Source organism: Sorangium sp. So ce321 (genome assembly GCF_051530195.1).
Lineage (GTDB): Bacteria > Myxococcota_A > Polyangia > Polyangiales > Polyangiaceae > Sorangium.
In genome coordinates this window covers 12344338-12358507 of the sequence record NZ_CP150329.1, presented here as the reverse complement: position 1 = coordinate 12358507, position 14170 = coordinate 12344338, and the positions used below count along the sequence as shown (strand labels likewise).

The following is a 14170-nucleotide window of genomic DNA, read 5'->3' as shown; positions in this document are numbered from 1 at the left end:
GCATTCCTGCTTCGAGGAGAAAGCCGCGCGGTCCCGCGGTCAGCTCGTGCTACCGTGGCCCTCGCGCAGGATGGCTGAGGTTTCCAAGGCCGCAAAGGTCGGCGTGATGACGATCGTGCTCGCAGGCGCTGCCTACGGCGGGTACCGCTTCGTGTCGCGCGATGTGGGCGGCGGGAGCGGCTACCGGGTCTGGGCCACGCTGCCGGACGCGATCGGCGTCTCCCCGCAGTCGCGGGTGATGATCTCGGGCATCCAGGTCGGCGTCGTCGACAAGATCTCGCTCTACAACGGCCAGGCGCGCATCGACATCAAGATGAGCCCCGACGTCCCGCTCTACGAGGACGCGGCCGTGGGCAAGCGCGCCACGAGCCTCATCGGCGAGTCGTTCGTCGTGCTCTCGCCCGGCACCGAGGGCAAGCCGCGCATCCCCGACGAGGGGAGGATCACGTTCTACATCGACGAGCCGACGATCCAGTCGATGCAGGGGCAGGTCGCCGAGATCCTGAAGGACGTCAAGACGGTCACCGAGACGCTGAAGAACACCGTCGGCTCCGAGAACGGCCAGGAGCGGCTCGCGCAGATCCTCGACAACCTCGCGGACGTCACGGAGCAGATGAACGCGACCGTGCGCGAGAACCGCGCGGGCGTCACGCAGACGATCAACAACATCAACCAGATCACGGGCGAGTCGGGCCCGCGCCTGCGGGAGATCCTGCGCAACGTCGAGCAGGTGAGCCGCGACATCCGCATGATGACGGCCGCGGCCGAGGTGCCCGGCCGGGACGGGCAGCCCGGCGAGCTTCGCACCGCCGCGGAGCGGGTGGGCCGCGCGACCGAGAGCCTCGAGTCGGCGCTGAAGCACGTCGACAGCGTCGCCGCGCGCATCGACCGCGGGGAGGGGTCGCTCGGCCGCATCACCAAGGACGAGACGCTGATCAACGAGGTCGAGACGGTCGTCGAGGACGTCGGCGAGCTCGTCGGCGGGATCAGCCGGTTCCAGACCGTCGTCGGGCTCCGGACCGACTACAACTTCCTCGCGAACACCATCAAGAGCTACGTCGAGCTCAGGCTCCAGCCGACGGAGGACAAGTACTACGTCGTCGAGCTGGTGAACGACCCGCGCGGCAAGACGGACTTCCAGCAGATCGACATCGACACGACGAACCCGAACGAGCCCGCGCACTACCGGGAAGTCCGCACGATCACGACGAACGCCTTTCGCTTCTCGTTCCAGTTCGCGAAGCGGCTCGGCCCGTTCACGGGCCGGTTCGGCATCAAGGAGTCGACGGGCGGCCTCGGCCTCGACCTTCACCTGCTCGACGACCGCTTCGAGCTCCGCCAGGACCTGTTCGGCTTCGGCGAGGAGCTGTCGCCGCGCTGGCGCGTCGCGCTCGCGTACGAGTTCATCCGCAAGCTGTGGCTGCTCGGCGGCATGGACGACATCCTGAACACCGATCGCCGGGATTACTTCATCGGCCTGCAGCTCCGGTTCAACGACGCCGACCTGAAGACGGTCCTGCCCTTCGCTCCGTCGAGCTTCTGACGCCACCGGCGCGGCCCGCGCCGGTCCGCCCGAGCGCGTGTGCTATAGCGCGGGCATGAGGCGCTCGCTTCCTCGCGGAGTGCGTCGGGGATACGCACTCTTGATTCCTTTCCTCGCGATCGCCGCGGCGGCCGGCGCCGCGGCTTGCCAGGGGTGCAAGGTCCCGGCGACGGGCGCCGTCGTCGCGGACGCGGACACGGACGCGCCCGCGACGACGCCGACGGTGCGGCTCTACGTGCTCAGCACCGTGGCTGGCGCGCTGGAGCCGTGCGGGTGCACGAAGGATCAGCTCGGGGGCATCGATCACCTCGCCGCCCTCATCGAGAGCCAGCGCGACGAGGCGCCGAACCGCCTCGTGGTCGGCGCCGGGCCGCTGCTCTTCACGGACCCCGAGGTGAAGGCGGAGCGCTCCTCCCAGGACGCCTGGAAGGCCGAGGCGATGGCGCTGGCGGCGAAGGAGCTCGGGCTTTCTGCGTGGGCGCCCGGCGAGAACGACTGGGCGCTCGGCGCCGAGGCGCTCGGCAAGTACAAGGAGCAGGCGGGGGCGGCGCCGCTCGCCAGGAACATCGAGGGCGCGCAGGGCGTCGTGGTGCGCGACGTCTCGGGCGTGAAGGTGGGCCTCGTCGGCGTGAGCGACCCGAAGGGCCGCAGCGGCGCGTACCCGGCGGGCGTCAAGGCCGGCCCCGCGATCGAGGCGATGAAGGCGGGCATCGAGGAGGCGAAGAAGCAGGGCGCGAAGGTGCTCGTCGGGCTCGCTGCCTTGCCGAGGGGCGAGGCGCTGCGGCTCGCGGACAACGTGCCGGAGTTGCACGTGCTGGTGCTGGGCAAGCCCAGCGAGCGCGGGGACGGCAACGACGGCCAGAAGCCGCCCGTGGTGATCGGGTCGACGCTGGTCGTGGAGACGCCGAACCACCTGCAGTCCGTGGCGGTCGTGGATCTCTTCATCCGGGGTAGCGGCGACGGCCCGCTCGTGTTCGCCGACGCGGGCGGCGTCGCGAAGGCCGATGAGCTCATCAGCCTGTCGGCGCGGATCCGGGAGCTCGAGATCCGCCTCAACGCCTGGGAGGGCGACGCGCGGGTCGCGCCGAAGGACGTCGCCGACCGGAAGGCCGATCTGGAGAAGCTCCGCGCCGAGAAGGCGCAGCTCGAGGCGGCGGAGACGAAGGTGAGCGGCAGCTTCTTCCGCTACAGCGCGGTGGAGGTGCGCGAGAAGCTCGGCGCCGACAAGGACGTCGCTGGGCAGCTCCTCGCCTATTACAAGCGGGTCAACGCCCACAACAAGGAGGCCTTCGCGGATCGCGTCCCCGAGAAGCCCGCGAAGGGCGAGGCCAGCTACATCGGCATCGACGCCTGCACGAACTGCCACGAAGAGGAGCGCAAGGTCTTCGACGGCACCGCGCACGCGCGGGCTTACGCGACGCTGCAGCAGGACTTCAAGGAGTTCAACCTGGACTGCGTGAGCTGTCACGTGACCGGCTACGGCAAGCCGGGCGGCTCCACGGTGACGCACAACGCCTCCCTGCAGAACGTGCAGTGCGAGGAGTGTCACGGCCCTGGCTCGCTGCACGCGAAGGACCCCGAGCAGAAGGGGCTCATCGTGCTCTCGCCCCCGCCCGAGAGCTGCGTCTCGCAGTGTCACCACCCGCCCCACGTGGAGGGGTTCGAGCCCATGTCCAAGATGCAGCTCATCCTCGGGCCGGGGCACAGCAGGTACTGACGCGAGGTGCGCCGCGCAGCGGTCGCCCGGCGGGCTGGAGCATTCGGGTGTCGGCGGAGCAGGGCGCCGCGCGGCGGTCGCCCGGCGGGCTGCAGCATTCGGGTGTCGGCGGAGCAGGGCGCCGCGCGGCGGTCGCCCAGCCGGATGCATTTCCGCGCCGTATCGATCGCGCTACGGGAGGCGCCTGTGACGAATGTCCACGCCGTCGTCTCCCGCCTGGGCCCGGCCGAGGGCGCGATCCTCGCGGAGCTCGCCGCGGGCGCGCCCCCGTTCGCGGTGCACCGCCGCGCCGCGCTGAGCTCGACGCTGCGCTACCTGGACGGCGGCAGCGGCTCGCCGGTGGTCCTCCTGCACGGCCGCGGGAACGCCGCGACGACGTGGTTCCCGCTGCTCCCCGAGCTCGCGCGGCGCCACCGCGTGATTGCCCTGGATCTGCCGGGCTTCGGTCACGCTTCGTCGCCCCCGTTCGAGGGCGGCGGCTTCGAGGAGGGCCTCCGCTTCTTCGTCGATCCGGTCGAGGAGCTCCTCCTGGAGATGGACCTCGGCCGCGCCGCGCTCGTCGGCCACTCCCTCGGCGCGCTCGTCGCGCTCGAGATCGCGCTGCGCAGGCGCGCGCGCCCGCGGCAGCTCGCGCTCATCGGCGCGATGGGGGTCGGGCCCGTCATGACCGCCCGGAGCCGCGCCTACTTCCGCGCCCCGCCGGAGCGCCTCGTACGGGTGCTCGGCGCCGCGCTCTTCCGCCGCGTCCACCCGCCGCGTCCCACGCCGCTCGGCGAGCGCCTCGCCGCCCTGCACAGCGAGCTCTACGCCGTGCCCGACGGCCGGGTCGCGCCCGTCGCCGCCTTCAACGCGCTGTTCCCCGCCCTCGGCCCCGTTCCCCACCGCCTCGCGCGGCTCGGCGAGATCGACGTCGAGACCCTGGTCCTCTGGGGCGAGCGCGACGACGTGTTCCCGGCGCCGCTCGGCATCGCCGCGGCCGCCGCGATCCCCCGCGCCGCGCTGCGCGTCCTGCCGCTCGGGCACGCGCCCCACCTGGAGGATCCGGCGCTCGTCCTCCCGGAGCTCACCGCCTTCCTCTCGCCCTCGGCGGACCCGTGAGCGCGGCGCCACGACGAGCGGCTGGCCGCGTCACCCGCGTCACGTCACCCGCCGGCGCCTCCGCCATGGCGACCGAGACCGAGCCACCTTGCCCGACACCAGCAGACACGGTGGTCGGCTGCGCCCTGCTGGATCTCCCCGGCGCGCCGTGATGCCCTGGAGGCTGGCTCACGCCGCGCCGATGCGTGAAATTTCGGGGAGGGTTCGCGCGAACTGTCTGGGTCCGTCATGATCCCAGCCACCACGCCGCCAGCTCCCCAGGCGCCCGACGGGCTGCCAGCGGCGTCGCTCGTGACGGCGTCGCTCGACGAGACCGCCGCCCTGCGCTCGGTGGTTCGCGCGGCGATCGCCTGCGTGCTGGGTGAGCGGGCCGACCACCCCGACGTCGAGGATTGCACGCACGAGGCGCTCGCCCGGGCCTTCGAGGGGCGCAGCCGCCTGCGGGACGGCGAGCCGCTGCGGCCGTGGGTGCTCGGGATCGCGCGTCACGTGGCGCTCGACGTGCTGCGCCGGCGCCGCCGCACGCGGCGCGCCGAGGCGCCGCCGGCGCAGGACGCCGAGGAGCGGGGAGAGCTCCTCGAGTCGGTGGAGGACCCGGCGCCCGGGCCGGAGGAGCGCGCCGCCCAGACCGAGCGCGCCCGCCGGATCGATCTCGCCCTGCTGAAGCTGCCGGAGCCGCAGCGCCACGCGCTCCTGGCCTTCCATCTCGAAGGGCTCAACTACCAGCAGATATCGCGCCGGCTCGACATCCCGCTCGGGACGGTGGCGACGTGGATCGCGCGAGGCAGGCGCTGCCTGGCCGAGGCGCTCGGAGAGTGATCGATGCAAAACGACGACAAGCTCTCGCCGGATCTCGTTTGGCAGGCAGACGGCCACCTCACCGAGATCGCGCTCACGGCGCTGGGCGACGGCGAGGAGGCCCTCCTGCCCGAGGGCGCGTCCGCGCACGTCGCTCGCTGCGCGACCTGCTCCTCGGAGCTCGGCCGGGCGGCGCTCCTGTCGCTCCGCGCGGGGGAGCTGCTGCGCGTGCACCCCGCGCCGAGCGGCGCGCGAGAGCCCGCCGCGCTGCGCGACCCGCTGCCGATCCCCGCGATCGCCGTGGCCCTGGCGCTCTCGACGCTCGGCGCGGCGCCGTCGCTCGTGGCCGGGGCGGGCGGCTTGCGGGAGCGCCTGGCGGCGCTCTGGCACGCCTGCTCGGTCGTGGTGCGGACCGGCTGCGCGGTGGCCGGGAGCGGGGCGCTGTCCGGGTGGCTCACGGCGCTGCCGTGGCTCTCGGCGGCGCTCCTCGTGATCGTGGGGGTGGGTGTCGCGTGGACCCGGGAAAAGCAGCTCTCGCTGCACGGAGGGATGTGATGCGCATCGTCTCGACTGGTCTCTTCAGCTCCTCGCGCCTCGGCGCCGCGGCCCTGGGCGCCGCGCTCGGGATCTCGGTCAGCGGCGCCGCCACGGCGGAGGTCGTCCGCAAGGGGTCCTGGCCAGAGGTCGAGCCGAAGGTGAGCCTCGAGGTGCGCGGGGAGCCGCGCAACGAAGCGCTCAGGCGCGTCGCGCGGGAGGCCGGGTGGAGCCTCGTGCTCAACGTGCCGCCCGGCGAGGTCGTCGAGCTCCACGTCCAGAGCCAGCCGGCGGACAAGGTGCTGGAGCTCCTGCTGGCGGACGGAAGCTACGTGGCGACCCGCGACGGCGACCTGATCGCGATCGCCCCGGCTCCGGCGGCGCGGTCAGTCGGGCCGCTGCACGGGCTCCCGGCGCTGCCCGGGCAACCGGCGCAGCCCGATGACGCAGAGGACGAGGACGAGCAGGCCCGGCCTGACGACGCAGAGGACGAGGACGAGCATGCCCGGCCTGAGTCGCGCGGCCACGATCGGTTCGTGACCGGCGGCAGTCTCCGGATCGAGCGGGGCGAGGTCGTGCACGACGTCTCGGTGATCGGCGGCTCGCTCGACGTATGGGGCACGGTCACCGGGGACATCGACGTGATGGGCGGCTCCACGCACCTCCACGAGGGCGCGCGCGTGCGCGGCGACGTGTCGACGGTGGGCGGGCCGCTCACCGTGGCCGACGGAGCTCGCGTCGACGGCGACGTCGACGTCGTGGGCGGCCCGCTGCATCGGGGCGAGCGCGCGCGCATCAAGGGCGACGTGAACAACGAGGTCAGCCCGGTGGGCGGCGACGGAGCGAGCGCGGAGGGCTCGTCCACGCTCGCGCGCAGGGCCGGCAACGCGGTGACGCGCGCGGCGCTCCTGTTCGCCTTCGGCGCGGTGATGCTGGCGCTCTGGCCGCGGCGCATGGAGACGCTCAAGGTCGAGATCGCCGCCCGGCCCATGAGGTCGTTCGCGCTCGGCGTGATGGGCGTCCTCGGCGCCCTTGCGGTCGCCGTCGCCCTCTGCGTCACGCTGATCGGCGTGCCGTTCGCGGTGATCGGCCTGCTGCTCGCCGTCATCGCCGTTGTCGCGGGCGGCTGCGCCGTGCTCGAGACCGCCGGCGCGGGGCTCTTCGGTCACCGGACCAAGAACCCCTATGTTCACCTCGCGATCGGCTGCCTCGGCCTGCTGCTCGTCAGCGGTATCCCCTACGTCGGCCCGGCGCTCTGCGCGGCCGTCGCGCTGATCGGCGCCGGGGCGCTCGTCGCGACCCGGCTCGCGGGCCTCATCCGCCCGAGGCCGCGGGGCGACGCGGCGACGGGCCCGTACCGCACCTCCCCCTGAAGCCTCGCCCAGCGTACCGCGGCCCGATGCAGAGCGTCTCTCCCCCCCGGGGATACGAGCGTCGCAGAGCGGCGGTCACCCGCACAGGAGACGGGCCCAGATCGGCGTTTTCGGCGCGCAAGCGCACTCCCGTGCGCTGAGCACCGAAAACGTCGAGATGGGCCCGTATCCGAAGCGGGTGCCCGCCGCTCAGTGCACGCCGCCGACGAGCCACGCTTGCGCCGGGACGAGCACCTCTTCCGGTGAGCCTCCCCCCTGCGATGCGGGGCCCGTCGTGCTGCCGTCCCCCGTCATGCGGAACCCGTGGTCGCCGAACACGAGCAGCAGGGTGCGCGGCGGCAGGCTGTCCATGAAGCGCGCGACAACGTCGGCGACCTCCTCCGCGATGGCCTCGATCCGCTCGGCGAACGGCGGCCCCGCGGCGCGCAGGCGCGCCTCCACGAGGTCGAGCTTCATCAGCTCGCGCGACCCGACCCGCTCGCGCCGCAGCGTCGCCACGGCGCGCCCGCGGGCGATGGCCGGCTCCGCCTCGCTCGGGGGCATGGCCTCGCGGAGCCCGTCCGGCCCGCGGGCGAGCAGCGAGATCTGCGCCGTCGTCGTGGGCGGCAGCGCCGCCCAGAGGAGCGAGCGCTCCACCAGGATGGCCCGATCCGTCATGACCTCCTTGAGGTGCGCGGCGACCCGCTCGCCGAGGTCGAAGCGCATCGCGTCCACGAGCAGGAGCTTCACCCCCCGCGCGCCGTTGAGCCGGGCGAGGCGGGCGGCCATGTCCGGCGCGTCGAACACCATGGGCGGCCGCTTGCCGGTCACGCGCAGCGCCGAGAACGCCTCCCGGTAGCTGTGCTCGAAGCTGGTCCTCCAGCTGTCGACCACGCCGCGCACGGCCGCGTCCGTCTCGCCCGCGAGCGTCGCGCCGAGCAGCGGCGTGTAGTGGGTCGCGAACAGCTGCTCGATGACCCGGACCGGCTTCGGGCCGCGGGCGTTATCGAGCTCGACGGCGAGCGCGCGCCACTCGGCCGCGCTGAGGATGCGGTTGCGCGGCACCTTCCGCTCCCTCCGCGTCGGCGGCAGCGCGTCGGCGTCCGCCTGCGCGGCCTCCGCGATCGGCGCGGCGTCGTGCCCGGCGCGCGGCGGCCTGAGCGTGGCTCCCGCGCCGCGCTCCTCGGGATCCGCGCTGCCCGGGGCCACCGCGAGCGCCTCGTTCGCGGCGGGCGGCGCGCCTGCTCCCGGCACCGGCGCCGCGCCGGGGCCTCTCGCCGCGGCGAAGGTGCCCGCCGGTGCTTCCGGGCGGCGGAGCCTCGAGGAGCGGGGGGGCAGCACCCCACGCGGCCTCCCGTCGCTGCGTCCCTCGCTCGCCGACGACGCCGCCCCGGGCGCCTCGGTCGCTCTCGCCTCCGGCGGGAGCGCCTCGTCCGGCGCCGCGGCGCTCGGCTGCGCTGGCCTGGCGGGGCGCTCCGGCTCGCGCGGCGCGGCCGGCTCGCGCGGCTCGCGCGCCGGCAGGCTGCGCACCTGCGCGCGCGGGGACGCGGCGCTGTGCCCCTCGGTCGCGCTCCTCTCGACGAGGTCCGAGAGGGGCACCGGCGCGAGCACCTGCGCGGACCTGTCGCTCTCGTCGAAGACGAGCGCCACGGGCGCCTCGCGCGCCGCGCCGAGCCAGGCGAGGAGCGTCGCGCTGTCCTCGGGGTGGAGCGCGCCCCGCGCCCCGCCCGTGAGCCTCGGCAGGGCGACGGCGAGCCCCGCGGCGCCGAGCGCCCTCGCGCGGAACACCTGATCGCCGATCACCGCCTCGAGCGCCGCGCCGTCCTGGACCCGCGGCGGCAGCGCGCCGCGCAGGGCCAGCGCGAGCTCGACGGCCTCGTCGAGGGCCGCGCGGAGCTGCCCTTCCGGCGCCGCCGGGGCGCTTGCCCACAGGAAGCGGCGCCCCCTGAGCTCGCGCTCGGAGTCGGCGCCTTGCCCGCTCGGGGCGAAGCGGGCCATGCCGGACGGGGGCACAGGGGGAGACGGCGGTCGGCCCTCCTCGGAGGCGGAGTCGAGGCGGGAGACAGGATCGAGGCGCATCGCGCGGCAACCTCGCAGAACTCGCGGAAACGGGCCAAGTTTCGGCGAGCGGCGCGCTCGCGCCCGCCCGCGCCAGCTCGTTCGCGCCCGCCCGCCCGCGCCAATCGCCGGCCGGTCGCCGGTCGCCGGGCGCCGGGCTCAGCCTGATTCGCGCGCGGTCTCGGCCATGAGCGCGAGCAGCGCGCAGGCGATGGCGAACCGGGCGTCGACCCTCCCCTGGTTCATCGACAGGTCGAGCGTGAACTCCTTCACGAAGAACCGGAACACCTGGGTCACCTTCGCGACTTCCTGCTGGTGGAGCTCGATGTGCCACTTGCCGATGAGGAGCGGGAACATGCGGCGGAGCATCGCGGCGCCGTCCTCCTGCATCAGCCCGACCGGCTGGTCGGCGGGGTCGAGGATGTCCCACGTATCGCGGAGGATCGACTTGAGCCCGCGCGAGCGGATGGTCCCGACCCGCTCGCCCGTGCGCGCGTCGAGGACGTCCAGACACCGATTGAGGGCGACGACCTGCCTTGATCGGATCGTGAGCAGCGGCTGCGACTCCGACTCATCGGCGAAGAGGGTGAACTCCTGACGGAGCTTGAGCAGCGGGTGCTTGACGAAGCACACGAGGGTGCCGTCGGGCGCGAAGACATGAAATTTGCGGCCGAGGAGCGACCAGAAAGGCCGCTTGATGGTGTAGGTGGGATGCGCGAAGGGTTGAACCGCGAGGCCGCCATACGCGGCGGAGACCATGGGGCTGGCAGTCTGCATTGCAGCCGAGTAGGCCGGAGCGGGGCGCCTCGGTCAAGCGGCGTCTGGCGACGTCTCCCGCTAGAGCGACCGATTTTCGCCGCCCGTGCTCGCCACGATGGTCTTCACGAGCTCTGGTTTGACGACCTTGCCCATCGCGTTGCGCGGCAGGGTGGGGACGACAACCGACTCACGGGGGACCTTGTAAGGCGCGAGTCGCTCCTTGGCCCAGGCGCGGAGCGGCGCGGTCGCGCACTCCGCCTCTCGCCCCGGCGCGGGGACGACGACCGCGACGACGCGCTCGCCCCACGCCTCGTCCGGGACACCGATCACCGCGACCTCGGCGATCGCCCCGTGCTCCCGCAGCGCCTCCTCGATCTCGAGGGCGGACAGCTTGTATCCGCCGCTCTTGAGGATGTCGACGGAGGTCCGCCCGAGCAGCCGGAAGCGCCCGTCGCTGGAGCGCTCCGCGACGTCTCCGGTGCGGAACCAGCCGTCCTGGAAGGCCGCGGCGGTGGCCTCCTCGCGCCCCAGGTACCCCTTGAAGACGCTCGGCCCGCGGATCCAGAGCTCGCCTCGCGCGACGGCGGCGGCGCCGCCGTGCTGCGCTGGCGGCTCGCCCGGAGCACCGCCCGGCGCCCACGCCGACGCGTTGCCCGCGTCGTCCGTGATGCGGGCCTCGACGGTCGGCAGCGGGAAGCCGACCCAGCCTGCCCGCCGCGCGCCTGGATCGAGCGGATTGCTCATGCCGACGCCGATCTCGGTCATCCCGAAGCGCTCGAGCGGGATCGTGCCCGTGAGGTCGCGCCAGCGCTCGGCCAGCGTCACCGGCAGCGCCGCGGAGCCGCTCGTGGCGAGCCGGAGCGCCCGCGCCCCCGCGGCGAAGTCCGGCGCTCCGCCGCGGTCGACGTGCTCGAACAGCCGCTGGTACATGGTCGGCACCGCCATCAGCGCCGTGGCCGAGCGGCGCGCGATCTCGGCGGCGACGCGCTGGGCGTCGAAGCGCGGCAGCATCTTCGTCGCGCTGCCCGCGAGCAGCGACGTCGTGAGCGCGATGACGACGCCGTGGAGGTGGTGCAGCGGCAGCGCGTGCAGCAGCACGTCCTGCTCGGAGAAGCCCCAGGCCGCGCGCAGCAGGTCCGCCTGCACGGCCAGGTTGCGGTGGGTGAGGAGCGCCCCCTTCGGCTTGCCCGTCGTCCCGCTCGTGTAGAGCAGGAGCGCCGGGTCGTCCGCGGCGATGTCGGTCACGGCCGACTCCGGCCCCGGGGCGGCGCGCTCGAGGTCCTCCACGCGGAGCACGGCGCGGCCGTGCGCGATCGGGGCGGCGACGGCAGCGAGCTCGTCTCCGACCAGGATCCGCCGCACGCCGGCGTCGGTCGCGAGCCACTCGAGCTCTGCCGGCGGGTACAGGCCCGACAGCGGTAGCGCGATCCCGCCGGCGAGGATGACGCCGAGGAAGGCCGAGACCCACGCCGCTCCGGGCGGCACGAGGAGCAGGATCCGCTCCCCCGCGAGCGAGGTCGGGCTCGCGCGCTCGTCCGCGCCCCGCGGCGCAGACGGGGACGCGAGCAGCGCGCCGCGGACGCGGAGGGCGCGCTCGATGAGCTCCGCGAAGGTGCTCCGCCCGCGCTCGTCCTCGACGGCGGTCCGGTCGGAGGAGCGGAGCTGCGCGAGCCGTTCGGTGAGCGGGGAGGCCATCGCGCGAACTCTCGCACGGCGGAGGTGCGCGGAGCCAGGCCGGTTGGTTACACTGCCGCGCCATGCGAGCTTCCTCTTTCCGGTCCAGCGCCTTGCCCCGCCTCGCGCTCCTCGTCGGCTCGACCCTGGCGGCCCCGGCCTGCGAGAGCGCGCCGAAGCCGCCCGAGGCCGGCGCCGCCGCCACGGCGGCCTCGGTCGCGGAGGCGCCCGCCGAGCCGCCGAAGCCGAAGGGCATGCCGGAGCTGCTGGTCGACTCCATGGGCCCCTACCTCGGCGGCCAGCGCGTCGATCTGGCGCAGAAGGAGGGGCCCGAGAAGCTCGCGAAGGCGATCCGGGCGCTGCCGATCGAGGGCAAGCCGGTCACGCTGATCGCGGACAAGAAGGCGAAGCCGAGCGCTGTCGCGGCCGTCGTGACGGAGCTCGGCGCGGCCGGCGCGCCGCAGGTCATCATCAAGACCGACGGGCGCGACGACCTCCCGAAGGAGATCACGGTGGTCCCCGAGGGGCGCGTGTCGAAGCCCCCCGCGTGCGCGGTCAGCACGATGGTGATGAAGGACCTCGCGACCGCGATCTGGCCGTTCGGCGGCGGCATGGGCAAGCGCCAGCGCAAGGGGCTCGCTGGTCCGGATCTGTCGAACACCGGCGAGCAGCTCACGAAGGACATCGCCGCGTGCAGCGCGTCGGTGGCCTTCTTCTCGGCCGATGACGAGGTGCCCTGGGAGATGGCGCACAACCTGGCGGGCACGGTCATCGCTTCGGACGCGAAGAAGAAGCTCAACACCCTCGTCCTGCTCCGCGCTGCGCCGGTCGCGGGGCGGCCGGTCCAGCTGGGTGGCGGCTGACGTGCGCGGCGTCGGGGGGATCGCTGCCGGCTCAGGAGCGCACCCGCCGGGAAGGTGCCAGGGCGCGTCGTTTGGAACGACGTCCGGCGCGCTCGCCGCAAGTGTGCTGTCAATTTCCAGCAGGGCGAGACACCATGCTCTCCTGTCGAGCGAGGGCATGGTCGGTCAGGGCAATACGGCACGATCCGGCACACGGGACAGCGCCACGAGCGCACGGAAATGCGCGGGCGGGCGCTCGCCGTCGGCGCCGGCCTGGATCATGAATAGGGCGAGTCGCCGGTCCCCTGCGCCATCGGGGGCGTGACGATCACGGGAGGATGGTTCGGACATGTCGAAGCGACTTCTTGCATCGGCCCGCGCGAACAGGGGCCGCAGTCTCCGTCCCCGGGCCTCCCAGCCCCGCGTGTCGGCGGCGCCCGAGGCGCCGGACCTCGAGACCCGTGATTCCGCGCCGCCGGTCTCGAGCGGCCCGGACGTTCGCGACGAGGCGGTCGCGGCGCCGTCCGCTGCGCCTGCGCGGGCCGTCGACGCCGAGGTCGCGTCGCCTGCTGCGCCGCCGGTCGCGGCGCCCTCGACCGCGCTGAGGGCAGCCGGCGCGCCTGCTGCGCCGCCTGTCGCGGCGGCGGCCGCTGCGCCGCCTGTCGCGGCGGCGGCCGCTGCTTCGCCGGTCGCGGCGGCAGCTACTGCGCCGGCTGTCGCGTTGGCGGTCGCTGCGCCGCCCGTCGCGGCGGGGGCCGCTGCGCCGCCTGTCGCGGAGAGGCCGGCCGCGCCGCTCGCGGTTCCGGGCAGCGAGAGCGACGCGACGCCGATCGAGGCGCTGGAGTCCGAGCCGTCGAACGCGTCTCGGCGCGCCGGCGCTGACGACCAGCCGGCCGGCCTTGCGTCCGAGCCCGAGGAGCCGGCGCCTGACTCGGACGCGCTCGACCTGATCGACCCTTCCTCGCCCACGGCAGCGTTCTTCCGGCGCGAGGAGGAGTCGTTTCCGCCGCTCACCGATGTGGTCAGCGAGCCCGACGATCACGCCGACGAGCGCCTCGTGGTGGTCCATCAGCTGTCGCCCGAGACGCTCGCCCGCCGGGCGCGCCTTCGCCGGATCGTCGCGGCGGTCGCGGGGCTCGCCGGGGTGATCTCCGTGGCGGTGGTCGCCAAATCGTTGCTCTCGAGCAAGCCGTCCTCGCCGGCGCCGGTCGCGATGGCGGCGCCTGCTCGGAAGTCGGCGCACATGGAGGCGCAGCTCTCGGCCATGGCGGGGCACCCTTCTCCTGCACGCGAGAAGGCGCCTTCGCCGGCCGAGCCCGCGCCGGCGGCTGCAAAGGCGGCGGAAGCCGCTCCCGACGCGGTGAAGGCGGCTGCCGAGGTAGAGAGGGCTGCGGCGGAGAAGGCCGAGGCGGAGAGGGCTGCGGCGGAGAAGGCCGAGGCGGAGAGGGCTGCAGCGGAGAAGGCCGAGGCGGAGAGGGCTGCAGCGGAGAAGGCCGAGGCGGAGGAGGCCGAGGCGGAGAAGGCCGAGGCGCCCGCGGCAAGCTCCGAGGACGCGAGCAAGCTGAAGAAGGAGGCGCTCAGCTTCCTCAACCGCGGCCGGTACAAGGACGCGATCGAGGTCTCTCGCGCTGCCATCGCGGCCGATCCGACTGACGCGCTGCCGTATCTCTATCTGGGCTCGGCGCTCCAGGACACGGGCAAGTGGAAGGACGGCCTCGCGGCGTACAGCGAGTGCGTTCGGAACGCCACGAAGGGCCCCGTCCACGAGTGCAGGGCCATGGGCGGTCGCAAGTAG

Annotated in this window: 11 protein-coding genes; 8 read left to right on the top strand and 3 right to left on the bottom strand. The window is 74.0% G+C overall.

What is annotated here, in order from left to right; translation table 11 throughout:
* Positions 1-106 precede the first annotated feature (106 nt).
* From WME89_RS45840 to WME89_RS45815, 6 genes are all read left to right on the top strand, one after another.
* A complete protein-coding gene (locus tag WME89_RS45840) occupies positions 107-1543 on the top strand; it encodes an MlaD family protein (protein ID WP_438005858.1) in 1437 nt (478 codons plus the stop codon).
* A gap of 100 nt (positions 1544-1643) precedes the next feature.
* A complete protein-coding gene (locus WME89_RS45835) occupies positions 1644-3260 on the top strand; it encodes a multiheme c-type cytochrome (protein ID WP_438005857.1) in 1617 nt (538 codons plus the stop codon).
* Between the two features lie 186 nt (positions 3261-3446).
* Positions 3447-4358 (top strand): alpha/beta fold hydrolase, encoded by a 912-nt coding sequence (locus WME89_RS45830; RefSeq protein WP_438005856.1) that lies wholly within the window; start codon positions 3447-3449, stop codon positions 4356-4358.
* A 228-nt stretch (positions 4359-4586) separates the two neighbouring features.
* Positions 4587-5177 carry an RNA polymerase sigma factor gene (locus WME89_RS45825; protein WP_437657593.1) on the top strand — a complete coding sequence of 197 codons (591 nt, stop codon included), beginning with the start codon at positions 4587-4589 and terminating at the stop codon, positions 5175-5177.
* A gap of 3 nt (positions 5178-5180) precedes the next feature.
* Positions 5181-5711, top strand: a complete 531-nt coding sequence (locus tag WME89_RS45820) for a hypothetical protein (protein WP_438005855.1) — start codon at positions 5181-5183, stop codon at positions 5709-5711.
* Positions 5711-7063: a hypothetical protein gene (locus WME89_RS45815; RefSeq protein ID WP_438005854.1), complete on the top strand. Its 1353-nt coding sequence runs from the start codon at positions 5711-5713 to the stop codon at positions 7061-7063. Before WME89_RS45820 ends, WME89_RS45815 begins: the two co-directional genes overlap by 1 nt.
* Positions 7064-7252: 189 nt before the next feature.
* Here WME89_RS45815 and WME89_RS45810 read toward each other — a convergent pair whose 3' ends face one another.
* The 3 genes from WME89_RS45810 to WME89_RS45800 all read right to left on the bottom strand — a co-directional run bounded on the left by WME89_RS45810 (position 7253) and on the right by WME89_RS45800 (position 11554).
* Positions 7253-9121, bottom strand: coding sequence for a hypothetical protein (locus WME89_RS45810; RefSeq protein ID WP_438005853.1), 1869 nt, complete (start codon positions 9119-9121; stop codon positions 7253-7255).
* A 138-nt stretch (positions 9122-9259) separates the two neighbouring features.
* Entirely contained in the window at positions 9260-9859 is a 600-nt protein-coding gene (locus tag WME89_RS45805) for a hypothetical protein (protein WP_437657601.1), read from the bottom strand.
* A 78-nt stretch (positions 9860-9937) separates the two neighbouring features.
* On the bottom strand, positions 9938-11554 hold the full coding sequence (locus WME89_RS45800; protein WP_438005852.1) for an AMP-binding protein: 1617 nt from the start codon (positions 11552-11554) through the stop codon (positions 9938-9940).
* Between the two features lie 62 nt (positions 11555-11616).
* Here WME89_RS45800 and WME89_RS45795 point away from each other — a divergent pair, with 62 nt between their 5' ends.
* Together WME89_RS45795 and WME89_RS45790 are read left to right on the top strand one after the other, a co-directional pair.
* A complete protein-coding gene (locus WME89_RS45795) occupies positions 11617-12396 on the top strand; it encodes an ExbD/TolR family protein (RefSeq protein ID WP_437657605.1) in 780 nt (259 codons plus the stop codon).
* Between the two features lie 328 nt (positions 12397-12724).
* Complete coding sequence (locus tag WME89_RS45790) at positions 12725-14170, top strand: hypothetical protein (protein ID WP_438005851.1); 1446 nt, start codon at positions 12725-12727, stop codon at positions 14168-14170.

Bases quoted from the DNA above. Each gene is read 5' to 3' on its own strand.
- WME89_RS45800 (WP_438005852.1), bottom strand. From the start codon at position 11,554: ATGGCCTCCCCGCTCACCGAACGGCTCGCGCAGCTCCGCTCCTCCGAC.
- WME89_RS45805 (WP_437657601.1), bottom strand. From the start codon at position 9,859: ATGGTCTCCGCCGCGTATGGCGGCCTCGCGGTTCAACCCTTCGCGCAT.
- WME89_RS45795 (WP_437657605.1), top strand. From the start codon at position 11,617: ATGCGAGCTTCCTCTTTCCGGTCCAGCGCCTTGCCCCGCCTCGCGCTC.
- WME89_RS45840 (WP_438005858.1), top strand. From the start codon at position 107: ATGACGATCGTGCTCGCAGGCGCTGCCTACGGCGGGTACCGCTTCGTG.
- WME89_RS45825 (WP_437657593.1), top strand. From the start codon at position 4,587: ATGATCCCAGCCACCACGCCGCCAGCTCCCCAGGCGCCCGACGGGCTG.
- WME89_RS45820 (WP_438005855.1), top strand. From the start codon at position 5,181: ATGCAAAACGACGACAAGCTCTCGCCGGATCTCGTTTGGCAGGCAGAC.
- WME89_RS45815 (WP_438005854.1), top strand. From the start codon at position 5,711: ATGCGCATCGTCTCGACTGGTCTCTTCAGCTCCTCGCGCCTCGGCGCC.
- WME89_RS45790 (WP_438005851.1), top strand. From the start codon at position 12,725: ATGTCGAAGCGACTTCTTGCATCGGCCCGCGCGAACAGGGGCCGCAGT.
- WME89_RS45810 (WP_438005853.1), bottom strand. From the start codon at position 9,121: ATGCGCCTCGATCCTGTCTCCCGCCTCGACTCCGCCTCCGAGGAGGGC.